A 14,470-nucleotide genomic window follows, 5' to 3' on the forward strand; every position below is an offset into this window, starting at 1 on the left:
AGTCAATAAGAGAACTAGTGTTTACCGACAAAATCGTACACATATCATGGCTTTGAGCATCCGTTCCGAATCCGTTCCGACAACTGTGTCGAAGATGCCTTACCCAGTGTCCTGGGGACAGCAATTACTGTGGGATATTCATCGGTTCAACCCCGATACATATGCCTACAATGTTCCATTTGTGTTTGTATTACAAGCCGATACGCAACTGGGCAAACTTGAGCAGGCACTCGGTCTCCTGGTTAGGCAGAACCCCATCTTGACTACTACGTTTTACAAACAAAAGGGTGACGTTTACCAACAGCTTAACGCCAGTCAAACCGTGTCGGTAACCGGGCTGGATTATCAGGTGGTAGCCGGATCGGTGGGTGAAACGGAGGTATTGACCAACCTGGCAACCCAGCCCTTTGATCTGGAACAGGGGCCACTCTATCGGTTCTATTTTATTACCCGATCGAACAAAGAAACGCTGCTGTTCATTAACATTCACCACATTGTTTTCGACGGTATTTCCACGCAGGCATTTCTGAGTCAGTTAAACGAGACGTATACCGCGATTGGCCAGGGGGGTACTCCCGAACTTACAATCGACCACAGCAGTTACCGGCAGTTTGTGGCCTGGCAGGGCGATTACCTGAAAACAACACAGGCCGCTGATTCGCAGGCTTTCTGGTCGAATTTGTTGCAACAGGTAACCGATCCGCTCGCATTGCCCTATGATCGGGTACCGGGTAGTAGTCCCAATTCCGAGGGAGCCTCCCTCAACATTCCGATCGACGCTGCGTTGCTGCCGGAAGTAAACGCCTATTGTTCGAAGCAGGATATCTCTCCATTTACGCTCATGCTGGGAGTTTATGGCTTGCTCCTGCAAAAGTATAGTCAGCAGAGTCAGTTTTTTGTCGGCATTCCGATGAGTGGGCGACCTGAGGCTCGTTTCGAGACCTCGATTGGCCTGTTCATGAATGTGGTGCCCATGCCCTTTACCTGCGACGAAACATTGGTAGTTTCTGATTTCCTACAACAGGTGCAGAACCATATCTACGATGTTTTCGAGCATAGTTATTTCCCTGTTGAGAAAATCATTCGTGAACAGAAACTGAAGCGCCCATTTAAAACGGCATTCTATTTTCAGAACTGGATGGATACGTCGTTTGCGGAGGGGGTGGTCAAAACGCTACTTCCCAACATCCGCCAGACCGGCGAGTTCGATCTGGCTACGGAGGTGTCGCTGATGGGTGAACAGTGGTTGCTCAGCATCAAATATAATCCAGGCCTGTTTGATGAGTCGACCATTGCGCTGATGGCTGCACATTATACCGCCCTGCTGGTGGCTGTGATGCGTCAGCCTGGTCAAACACTGAAAAATAGTTCACACTATTCATCATCGGATGCCCAGTATTACAACAAATTGAATGATACGTTCGGAGAAGGGGAGACACAGCAAACCTTTCTGGATCTGTTTGCTGAACAGGTAAAATTTCGCCCCCAGGCAATCGCGGTTGCGCTTGGTGGTGAGTCGCTTACATATGAAGAGTTGAATATCATGGCCGATCAGGTTGCGGTTCGGTTAGTGGAGCAGTACGCCGTACAACATCAGGAAATAGTGGGTGTCTATCTGGACCGTTCGATTACGCTGCTGATAACGTTGCTTGCTATTCAGAAGGCCGGTGCCAGTTATTTGCCCTTTGATATTACATTCCCGGCGGATCGGATTGACTATATGGTCGAAGATGCTGGTCTAAGCAAATGCATTGTTAGTGAGCAAACTCAACCGAGCTTCGCGTCTCCGGATATTGTTCTGGTCTCCATCGACGAATTACTCCATCAGGCCCGTACGGAACCCCTCCCCACGCTTGCTCTGACCGATCGACAGCCGTCGGGAATGGATCGGGTATATGTTCTGTACACGTCTGGTTCAACGGGGAAACCCAAAGGTGTTGAGGTGCTGCATCGGGGATTAAGTAATTTTCTGCTGGCCTTGGCAAAAGCGCCGGGCATGACGTATCAGGACCGATGCCTGGCCATTACAACCATCAGTTTCGATATTGCCGGTCTGGAACTTTATCTGCCATTGGCCACAGGAGCAACCGTTGAAATCGTATCGTCGGATATCCTCAAAGATGGTCGCCGACTCCTGAATCACATCGTTCAAACCCAGCCTTCGGTTGTGCAGGCTACCCCATCGACCTGGCAGATGCTGATCAATGCGGGATGGAATTCACTCCTGCCGATTCGGGTGTTTTGCGGAGGAGAAGCACTGCCTGCCGAACTGGCCGAAAAGCTTCTGGATCAGGCTCAGGAAGTCTGGAATTTGTTTGGGCCTACCGAAACGACGATCTGGTCGACGGTGGCACAAATTCGTCGTCACAAAAAAATCACTATAGGTCGGCCTATCCGCAATACGTCCATTTATCTGCTGGATGCGGCTATGCAACCGGTGCCCGTTGGGCAGGCCGGGGATTTGTATATCGGTGGGGAAGGACTGGCTCGCGGTTACCTGAACCGTCCGGAATTGACTCGTGATCGTTTTATAAACTGGCAAAGCGACGGCCAGCCCATAGCCTTATACAAAACGGGTGATCTGGCTCGGTTACTCCCGTCAGGGGACCTCGAATACATTGGTCGTAGTGACTTGCAAGCCAAAATACGCGGGTATCGTATCGAAATTCAGGAAATCGAAAATACGCTGCTACGTGCCGACGGAATCGCCAATGCGGCTGTCGTTATTCGGGAAGGGAAATTAGGGAAACAACTGGTAGCCTTTATCGTGCAGAAACCACAGGCAGTCTACGAGCCAGAAAACCTGATGGCTTTTCTGGGCCAATGGCTACCGCCCTACATGGTTCCCTCGTCTGTATTTGTCCTGATTGATTTTCCCTATACACTGAATAATAAAATCGACCGATCCGTGATGACCAATCGGCCGGTCGAGGAGATTCTGGCTCAGTTTGCTCCATCAGAAACGCCGGTGGGCGTTATACGACCAACAGAAAAACAGCTTCCTGACGCCGAGCCTGTGTTCGCTGCGTTGACAGCCGATGAGGCACTGCATCACGTACTGGCGGTTGTGGGGGCACTGCTCAACGAGAAGCCGACATCGATCAAGCCAACGGACAAATTTGGTTCGCTTGGTTTCGATTCCATCAGTTTCACCACGCTGAGTGAACGCCTTCTTGAAACCATCGGCCAGGACATTCGACCTAATCTATTCTATCAATTTGACACCCCGGCCACGTTGGCAGCCTATCTGGCTCAGCCAGTTAAAAAACCGGTAAGTGAGCGTTGCATTGCGAAAACGACTGAGCCTCAGCCCCAAAGCGATACGGCACCAACCGACGACGAATACGCCAACGCCATTGCGGTAACGGGTCTTAGCCTACGCTTTCCGGGTGCTGACCGGGCCGCAACATTCTGGGCTAATTTGCTGGCGGGCATCGATTCGGTTACCGAAGTGCCAACCGATCGTTGGGATTGGCAGGCGTTTCAGGGGCAAACAAAAGAAGCCAACAAATCAACTACGAAATGGGGAGGCTTCATTAACGAAATCGATACGTTCGACGCTGGCTTTTTTGGTATTTCCCCGCGGGAAGCTGCCCTGATGGACCCACAGCAACGTATTTTGCTGGAGGCTGTATGGGCTACTGTTGAAGATGCAGGCTATAAAATGTCGTCACTGAGTAACTCCCGAACGGGTTTGTTCGTCGGTATGTCGGGGTCCGATTTTTTCGAACAGCTTATTCGGTCAAACCTACCCATCGACCCTTACACCCTTACGGGCGTTGCCCGGAGCATTCTGCCCAATCGAATTTCGTACCTGTTCAATCTAACGGGTCCCAGCGAACCTATCGATACCGCCTGTTCCAGTTCGATGGTGGCCATTCACCGGGCGGTTTCATCCATCCTGCAAGGCGACTGCGACATGGCTCTGGCGGCTGGTATTAATCTGCTCATCAGTCCCTCTGCTCATGTCGCTTCGAGTAAGATGGGTATGATGAGTAAGCAGGGACGGTGTAAAGCGTTTGACGCCGATGCTGACGGCTATGTGCGGGGTGAAGGATGCGGGGTTGTCTTGCTGAAGCCTTACCGAAAAGCGCTGGAAGACGGCGATCATATCTATGCCGTTGTGCGGAGTACATCACTAAATCACGGCGGTAAGTCAAATTCACTAACGGCTCCCAATGCGAACGCGCAGGGAAGCCTGATTGAGGCTGCTTTGCAAAAAGCTAAAATTAGTCCGGCCACGATCTCGTACGTAGAAACACACGGTACCGGTACATCGCTGGGCGATCCAATCGAAGTTGAAGGGCTTAAATTAGCTTTTCAGCATGTTAATGAGCAGCAAGGCGGTATGCCTCTGCCAACGGGTTATTGTGGCATAGGATCTGTTAAAACCAACATTGGTCATTTAGAAGCTGCGGCTGGCATTGCCGGTTTTATCAAGACTGTGCTGGCTCTGAAACAGGCTGAACTGCCACCACTGGTTCATTTCAATACGCAAAACCCGAACGTACAGGTCGATCAGTCGCCATTCTACTTAGTAACGAAGCGTGAGCTATGGAATCGACTTCTCCAGGACGGGCAGGAACTGCCTCGCCGGGCTTGTGTTAGTTCATTCGGTTTTGGTGGCGTCAATGCCCACGCGTTGCTGGAAGAAGCTCCAGCAGCGGAAGCCGTACATACCGCCAGCCAGGAACCACAGTTAATTGTGCTGTCTGCCAAAAGCGAAAATCGACTGCGGGTGCAAGCCCAGCAGTTGCACGATTACCTACAGGAACCAGCTGTTACTGCTTCATTGCCTGCTATGGCGTTTACACTTCTGGAAGGGCGCGAAGCCATGCCGAACCGTTGGGCAGCGGTGGTCAACTCCACCGATGAACTTCAACAGGCAGTCCGTTCATTTTTGGCGGCTGAATCAGGAGATAATTTTGACTACGTATATACCGGGTCGTTAGCTGACAATGAACTGGAAAATCACTTACGGACGCTCGCCGAACAATGGGTAAACCAGACGGTTGAACTCAACTGGGAAACGGTCTGGCCAAATGAAGAAAAGTCACGGCCGAATCGTCTGTCGTTGCCAGTATATCCGTTTGAAAAAAATAAGCACTGGCCGTTTACGGAGGAAATTACCCGCCGTATTCATCAGCAGTTTCTGGGCGATGAACATCCTGTTCTGGAAGCAGCCCCAAAACCCTTGTTTGACCGGGAAGAAACATCAGGAGTAGCCCGCTATTTTTATAAAAGCTTACAGAACGAAAACTTTCTTAAGGATCACGTTATCCGGCAGGAACCGGTACTGCCCGGTGTTTATTACCTTGAACTGATGCGCTCCGCTTTTGCTTCGATCAACGCTGCGGAGCCATTTGTAATTTCGGAATTAGTCTGGCTTCAGCCGATTATTCAACGAAAATCCGCTCTGGAAATACAGGTTAGCCTACAGTCCGCCAGTACTGGTCATTTCGATTGTCGTGTCACCACATCCAATGCCGATCTGAACCGGGTGACTCATGCGATTGGTAAAATCAAACGGCAATCAAGTGATGAATTGACCTGGTCGGCTGACGTATTGACGGCTGATTTCAGGAACCGTTTCGCTGACGGATGGACGAAAAACGAGTGCTACGAGCAGTTTAGACGCAATCAGTTTTTCTACGGTGAGAGCCTGAACGTAATTGATCACATCTACTTTGGCAGTCAGGAAGCCGTTGCCGTTCTGAAGGCCAACGCCACGTTCTCAAAACAGGATTTCGGCACCAATACCGATTCCGTATGGTTGCCCTCACTATTGGACGGTGGCCTCCAGGCCGTTGCGCTTTGGCTGAGCACTGTTGCCACCCGTGAGGGTCGATTCCTGCCGTTCAGTATCGAAGAGGTATGTGTGCTTCGCCCTTTTTCGCATCACAGCTACGTACACATCGTATCGGTGCCGGGCACTGATCAGAAATCTATAAAATGCACGCTTTACGTTTATAATGAAGCCTTCGAGCTAGTTGCTTACCTTAAAAACTATTGCCTGAAAGCTATTCCGGCGGATAAACTGCCAGCCCCAGCCACTGAGCCCATAACCGCAGAGGAGACCATCGGAACGGATATCGTGTACGCCATTCCGCACTGGAGTGCCACCCCATCGTTGGCGACTGGTACGTACCAACCAACTGCTGTTCTGGCGCTTACCGAAGATTCTGGCTTTAGTACGGCTCTTCAAGCCTACGCCAACGTTACAGAGTTGCCAATGGCCGGGACTGGTATCTCAGCCATACCGGAGAACATACCGGATCGTATAACTGACCTTGTCGTCGATACGCAGTCGTTGCATGGATCGACCCCTGAAATTATTAGCTCGTTGCTTAGTATTCACCGGGCGTTGCTCAGTCGGTTCGGGAAGCAGCGGTTGAATCTGTACTACGTTTGCCGGGACAATCCGGAGCCTGTCCAGAGGGCACTTTATTCGGCTATGGGCGCTTTTATCCGGTCGCTTCATCTGGAAAATCCGAACTGGTATGGTCGCCTGATTCAGGTATCGTCTGATATAGATGCGCCAACGCTGGCCAGCCTGGTTCGCCATGAATGGCAGCAGCCCGTCGATCGGATCGCTGAGATACGCTACGCTGCGCAGACCCGGTATCTGAAAACCTATAAAGCGACAGCATCTCTGCCATCGCAAACCAGCCAGCCGGTACTCCGTCAGAAAGGCGTTTATTTAATTGCGGGTGGGGCTAAAGGTGTAGGGCTTGCTTTTTCCATGTACCTGAGTCGAACGTATCAGGCGAACCTTATTCTGGTGGGTAAGTCGTTGGTTGACAAAGGTATATCTCAGTCGCTTGTTCAGATAAATGAGGCAGGCGGTAGGGCTGAATACCACAGCGTTGACGTTGCTAACTACGAGGAATTGCGTGAATGGTTTGGTTCCATTCGGGGCAAGCACACCCATATTGACGGGATCATTTACGGTGCGGGGATCCTCAACGATAGCTATTTCGTGAGCAAGACCAATGCCTCTTTCCTGTCGGTGATGGAACCTAAAGTGCAGGGGCTGTGCAATATTGACAAGCTGACAGCCGACTTTACGATTGATTTCTTACTTGCCTTCTCGTCCACATCGGCCGTGTTCGGCAACGTCGGCCAGACCGATTACGCCTGGGCCAACGCGTTTATGGATGAATACCTCCACCAACGCCAGCAACTTGTTGAGCAGGGCCTTCGGCATGGTCGTTCCTTAAGCATAAACTGGGGTTTCTGGCAGGAAGGAACCATGCAAATGCCGACGGCTGTCCGCCAGAAGCTGGCCCGTCAGTTTGGTCTGTATCCAATTCATTCGGCGCTTGGCCTGTTGGCTTTCGAAACTGTACTTGCCGGAAGCGGTACGCAGGTAGTTGTTATGCAGGGAGAACAGACTAAACTGCTCCAGACCGTAGACCAGCTAAATCCCATCGAATCATACGCAACGAATACTGCTCAATTCTTGTCTGTCTCTCCCAACGAAACTCTCCCTATCCCCATGACATCCTCAACCCCAATCCCTTACGAAACGGCACAGCAGTTTTTTCGGGAACTGATTGCGCAAGCGACCAAACTACCCGTTTCACAAGTTCGTCCAGACGAAGCATTTGAACAGTATGGTATTGATTCGGTCATGATTTTGACGTTGAATGAAGAACTGGAGGGTTATTTTGGTGAGCTCCCTAAAACACTTTTTTTTGAGTTTCAGAATCTTCGCGAACTGACCGACTATTTTGTGGATCATCATGCTGATGGTTTGCGTACACATCTGAAGCTCGATGTTGCTACGTCCGTGGCAGCCACAGAGCCTGCTTCCGCGCCTGCTTCCGCGCCTTCAGTTGTTCCGCCAGTACCTGCTCCGCAGCCCGTTGCCAGGCCTTGGAAAAGTGACCGACCGCTGGCGGACACAGACGAAGAGATTGCCATTATCGGAATCAGTGGCCGGTACCCAATGGCCGATACGTTAACGGCTTTCTGGGAGAACCTCAAAAACGGGAAAGACTGTATTTCCGAAATCCCCGAAGATCGCTGGGACGTAGACGCGTTCTACGACGAGACGCGCTCAGAAGGTGGTAAGAGTTACAGTAAATGGGGCGGATTTTTGACTGATATAGATAAATTCGACCCCCTGTTTTTCAATATTTCACCGTTTGAAGCCGAGTTGCTAGACCCACAGGAGCGGTTATTTCTGCAAACGGTATGGCACACGCTGGAAGATGCGGGCCTGACAAGGGAAGCGCTTAATAAGGCAAAAGTTGGGGTATTTGCCGGAGTGATGTGGGGGCATTATCAGCTCTACGGCGGTGATACCTATGCTGATGGAGCCACCCTGACGCCCATGTCGTCTTATGCATCAATTGCCAATCGGGTGTCTTACTTCTATAATTTCACCGGCCCCAGTATTGCGCTGGACACCATGTGTTCGTCGTCGCTGACCACCGTGCATCTGGCCTGTGAAAGTCTGAAACGGGGTGAATGTGAGATGGCCATCGCCGGGGGCGTCAACGTATCGGTCCACCCGAACAAGTATATTTTCCTGAGCCAGACCAAGTTCATATCGACGGATGGAAAGTGCCACAGTTTTGGTGAGGGCGGGGATGGTTACGTGCCCGGCGAAGGAGTTGGCGCTGTTTTATTGAAGCCACTGCGCACCGCCATTGCCGACAACGACCGGATTTACGGGGTCATAAAAGCATCGGGGATCAATCATGGCGGCAAAGCAAATGGCTATACGGTACCTAGCCCGAAAGCCCAGACGGCCATTATCCGGGATGTTCTCGACAAAGCAAAAATCGACCCACGCTCCATTTCATACGTCGAAGCGCACGGCACCGGTACGTCATTGGGCGACCCCATCGAAATCAGTGGCTTGACCAACGCGTTCCGGAGTGCCGCCAAAGCCGAACAGTTCTGCGCCATTGGCTCGGTAAAATCCAATATCGGCCACTGCGAGTCGGCGGCAGGAATTGCGGCCATCACAAAAGTGGTAATGCAACTCAAGCACCGACAACTAGTGCCTTCGCTGCACTCGTCGGTACTCAATCCCAACATCAACTTTGCTCAGACGCCGTTTATGGTTCAGCAAAGCTTAACGCCCTGGGAACGGCCTCACTATCAGCAGGACGGCCAACTTGTAGAAGCGCCTTTAAGAGCCTGCATCAGCTCATTTGGCGCGGGTGGGGCCAATGCGCACCTGATCATTGAGGAGTATGATTCGATCCGGCAACGTATCAGCCCGCCACCGGGACCGCAGCTTTTTTTGTTGTCGGCCCGCACCGAAGAACGGCTACAGGCGTATGTCCGGGAAGTTTTGCAATTTTTGCTCGAACCCATATCCGGGCTTGCCAGACCAGTGGGAGATGAACCATCGTTGATCCAACTAAGCCGGACTATTCAGGCCTTGTGTGCTCAGGTCATCAACATCGGCCAGTCGCATGTCGATGCAGACGAATCATTTGTCGATGATCTGGGTATGTCGATTCGGGAAGTGAATCAACTCATTGCTGATATCAATACAACCTGGTGCATCGAATTGTCGCCGAATGACGTGTATGAATATGCGACACCAGTCCAGTTGGCGGGCTACCTGCTCAACCGTTATCCAACAATTGAGTTGCCTGTTTCGGATAACGAATTTGCCGGTAATGCCGTGAGCCGGTATGAGGGTCTGGAGTTGTCAGATTTTGTGTATACGTATCAGGTCGGACGTGAGACGATGGATTACCGCTTAGCCACTATGGCCAGTGATTTTGCCGATCTGATCAGCACGTTACAGGCCTATCTGGCGGGTGAGCGAGTGGCTGGTAAACTTGTTTCGGGGCGCGTCAGCAAAGACAAGGACACCACCCGGCTGCTGCTCGATGATGAAGACGGCAACCAGTATGTAGACAAACTCATTGCTAAACAAAAACTCGAAAAACTGGCTCTGTTATGGGTATCGGGTATTCAGGTAGACTGGAAACGGCTGCACCAGCACCAGCCACAGCCAATGTCGGCGCCTGGCTACCCATTTGCGAAGGATCGCTGCTGGTTGCCCGAACACCCAAAAGTTAACGTAGCGGCAATCCAGTTTATCCACCCATTACTCGACAAGATCAATGCGTCGTTGAGTTTGTCGGATGGTATTGTTCTGGAGAAGACGTTCGACCGAAGTAATAAGTACTGTACGAAAACCGACGGTGGATTTAGTATTCAGCAGGACGTACTGGCTGAAATGGCCGTGGCAGCAATGCGGCAAATCTATCAGATTCAGGCTGTTGAGCTTATCCGGTGGAAAGCCGAAGAAGCGGCTTCCCCGGTCGGTAAATCACTGACACTGAATCTGCGAATCAATCTACAGGCTGATGAAACATCGCTGATTGAGCTATTTGCCCATCAGAATGGACAGAAAATAACTTACGCGACCGGACAAGCTCGCGAGCTACCCACGCTGGCTGGTCAACCGGATAGGTATAATATGGTTGATTTGCGGAAGGCCCATTCGGTTCGGCTGGTGGATGGTATCATGACGAATGAGCAGAGTAGTAGTTTCCTGTTTTCGTTGCCCGTTACGAACCGGTTCGGCAAGGATTATGAATACGTGTCGAACACGCCTGCTTCGTTCAGCCTGTTACGTACGCATGTTGTTCCTCGATTGTATGATCAGCCTGAATCAGACTGGACAAGCGTCGAGACAATTCAGGCCTATACTTCTCTTGAAAAGGACGCATTCGTGTATGCTGAACAAACGACTGATGGTCGTCTGGATGTCTATTTGTTACGTTCCGATGGTACGCTTATCAGCCGCTATGTCCATGTCTCCTACGACAAAAATCGACGAGTACTTGATCGATTCTTTTACCTGCCTCACTGGGAGCCCGTTACGTTACCAGCCGACGTAGTACAGGATGAAGGTGGGCAAAAAATGATTGTTTACTCGGCTGCCAATGCCCACGTAGCCCAGTACCTGTATGAATCATTCCCGGCATCTGACACCTATATGGTCGCGCTGGAAGAGGAAACGAAACAAGTGTCTGCTCAGGCGTATAAAATCGACTATCGGGATCAAACGGCTTTGGCGACGATCTGGCCGCAACTGGCTGATGCCGAAACGATTTACTTTCTTGCCGGTAGTGATTCCTTCGAGTTCGATGCGGTGAACGCCAGTACGTTCGATGATGTACAGGAGGCTAGTCTGGTGAGTTTATTCCGAGTGATGAAAAACTTACTTGCCGATGATCCGAAACGGACTCTTTCATTGAAAGTTCTGACACATAATACGTATAAGGTTACCGGCAACGAAACCCTATCGCCCTGGGCCGCCGGTGTTATTGGCCTGGCCCGGACGTTTGCAAAGGAATACCCTCAAAGTAAAGTTGTGTGCCTTGATCTGGACTTTAGTGAGTTCGGAAATGGGCTGACCAGTGACGATCTGGCGCAGTCGATCCGGCAGGAATCAGCCGCCAGGAATGGCAAACAGGTGGCGTTTCGAAACACAAAGCGGTTTGAGCGTATATTAATTCCCGTTACGTTCCCAGGTTCGGAGGCTACTACTGTATTGAAGCCAAAAGGCGTTTATCTGGTGTTTGGTGGAGCTGGTAACGTTGGCTTCAAGGTGAGTAAATACCTGTCCGCCAGCTATCAGGCTACAGTAGTAATTATTGGCCGCTCGACACTTAATGCCGAACTCCAGCAGAAGGTGAGTGAATTGAATCAACTTGGAGGAAGCGGCCACTACGTATCGGCCGACATTGCTGATGCCGGGAGCCTGACAACGGTCGTCGACAAACTCTACACCCAGTTTGGTGTAATTAATGGGGTCTTCCATTCCGCGCTGCATTTCCAGTACGACTTGATTAGTGATACTGACGAATCACTCCTTCAGGCTAACCTGAGCGCCAAGCTGGCAGGCAGCTATACAATTGGCCGCGTATTTGCTAACCGGCCATTAGATTTTATGGTGTACTTCTCATCAGGCGAAGCCTTCACGGGAAACCCCGGCTGGGGAAGTTATGCCGCCGGATGCACCTTCAGCGATGCCTATGCCAGTGCGCTGAACCAGCATACGACCTACCCGATACAAATTCTTAACTGGGGTTTCTGGCAGGGTAATCAGGGCGATTTCGATAGCCTTCTCCAACAGAAAGGAATCACACCGATTGATGAGCAACTGGGTATGGAAGCCCTGCGGGTTTTCCTCACCGAACGGGTCGAACAGGCTCTTGGACTCAACGTAGCAGATCGTGTGATTGAACGGATGGGGGCCGACCTCTCACGGGAGGTTGTCTATCCGATTCAAAATCCACTTCAGATTCGCTCCCGGCACTCGATAGCTGAACCCGATAAGCAGACTTTAGTACGTGCAACGTTGGCGCGTTCGGTACCGGCAGTTCCGCAGGTTGTCGCCCCGGCTACCCAATCACCAGAGGAGTATAAATCGGCAATCCGAACGTATGCGAAAGGCGTTTTCGCCCGGCTGTTGAAAGCAAATGCTGCCCAAATGGAAGACGATGTAGAGTTTACGAATTATGGCGTTGATTCGCTCATTGTGACTGATATCCATAAAGAATTCGAGACTAACCTGGGCAAACTGTCGGTAACGCTTCTGCTCGAAAACTCAACTTTCGACAGACTAACGCAGTATTTGTACACGAATCACCTCGATGCGGTTATCAACTTTCTTGGTAATGTCGGGTCGGTTCAGGCTGAAAATTTCCTTGATAAAGAAGTAGTTACTGCCATTTTACCGGCTATTCGCGCAAACGGAGCGGGTATTGTACTTGCCACCGAACCGGTTCATCAGGTGGTACGTGATTCGGATACGTATCAGCTTATCGAATCCTATCCAAACGCGTTTATTAAGCCGACGTTGTTTGACTACGGGACTAAATACCAGGAAAAAACACTGCTGCCTGCCTCGCTGTCGCTGCCACCGTTTGGCAATCCGACGATGCTACGGCAACGCTCTCGCGAGCTTCAGCATCTCCTGGTGAAAACCGGCGATAAAGAACGGACAGAGGTATTTATGATTGGTGAAGGGCCAACGATCTTGTTGATTCCGGCTATTGGCCTAACTGCTCCCGTATGGTTCAAGCAGTTGGAACGCTACCAGAATTGCTACCGGCTGGTCGTGATCCACAATCCTGGCTATGGCCTGAGCGATCTGAGCGGAGATATTTCCGTACCGGCAGTAGCCGAGCGATTTGTTCGGACGCTGGATGCACTGGATATCAGGGAGCCGATTCATGTGATGGGTTCGTGCTTCGGTGGGGTTACGGCGCAGTATCTGGCAAAAGCCCATAAAAGCCGTGTGGCCAGCCTGACGCTCGTGGGGTCTTTCTACAAAAATTTTGGCTTGCCGGATGTTAAGATGGACGACCTGACCATCGACCAGATGATCGAGGGCGTGAAAATGATCGGAGCCTCCATCAGTAATGACTTCGATCAGGTGCTTCAGGATAATCCGCTGGTTGCCATGGTGGAAGAGGCCCGTGACCTGCTGCTTAACAGTCAATGTGTGAACCCGTTGGTTGTGATGCGTTACATAACCCATATCCTGACGCTGGCGGGAGAGCCCTGGCTTTCGGAAATTGACGCCCCTGTTCTGTGTGTGGCAGGTGACCGCGATACCATCGTCCATCCAACGACATCGCAGTTTATAGCCGCAACGGTACAAAATGGACATTACCACGAAATTGCCGGAGCCGGACACTATCCTTACCTGACCCATCCCGACGTATTCGATAGCCTGGTGCTTCCCTTTGTTGAACAAGCTACATCCTTGAACACGTTACAGCATGTACCGGCCTAGCCGATCAAACGGAAAGGCGAATGGATAACCCAATCTATGAACGTAAACTGTTTTTCGAATGAATAACGATAAAAGACCCCCGCTGACCCGCGCGACACCGGTAAATGACTTTTTAGACTATTACTGGCTAAAAGAAGAGCTGATTGATTTTTGCGCACGACATGGCCTCAAAACAAGTGGAGGTAAAATAGAAATTACGGGACGTATTGCTCATTTTCTGCAAACAGGAAGGCCACCAGTCGAACAGGCGCGGTCGAGGGCTTCCTCCTATTCTGCTGATGACCAGCCCCTGGTGGTTATGATGGATGCACCAATCACGAAAAACTACAACAGCGGAGAACGCGTTAGGGGATTCTTTAAATCAGTGATTGGCCCTCATTTTCATTTCACCGTTGGCCTGATGAAGTTTTGTAAGGATAACCCAACCAAAACGTTTCGCGATGCGGTGCAGTACTGGCAGGACGAATACAATCGAAAAAGCGACAAGTCGTATCAGCCCGAGATTGCGCCCCAGTTTGAGTACAATCAATACATCCGGGATTTTATGACCGACAATCCCGGCGCATCGCTGAAAGAGGCCATCTGGCACTGGAAGCAAAAACGGAGTGCGCGGGGTGACAATAAATACTCCCGCGATGATCTGGCTTACAACTCATCCGACACGAACGAGTAAACTGTTTA

2 protein-coding genes are annotated in these 14,470 nt (G+C 50.9%); both read left to right on the forward strand.

The window, feature by feature from the left end; all coding sequences use genetic code 11:
• The first annotated feature begins 46 nt into the window (after positions 1 to 46).
• Positions 47 to 13,789: a non-ribosomal peptide synthetase gene (locus tag CRO74_RS29645; RefSeq protein ID WP_097131662.1), complete on the forward strand. Its 13,743-nt coding sequence runs from the start codon at positions 47 to 49 to the stop codon at positions 13,787 to 13,789.
• Positions 13,790 to 13,847: 58 nt separating this feature from the next.
• Positions 13,848 to 14,462, forward strand: coding sequence for a DUF6434 domain-containing protein (locus CRO74_RS29650; RefSeq protein ID WP_097131664.1), 615 nt, complete (start codon positions 13,848 to 13,850; stop codon positions 14,460 to 14,462).
• Positions 14,463 to 14,470 lie beyond the last annotated feature (8 nt).

Source organism: Spirosoma fluviale (genome assembly GCF_900230225.1).
In the GTDB taxonomy this organism is placed as follows: Bacteria; Bacteroidota; Bacteroidia; order Cytophagales; family Spirosomataceae; genus Spirosoma; species Spirosoma fluviale.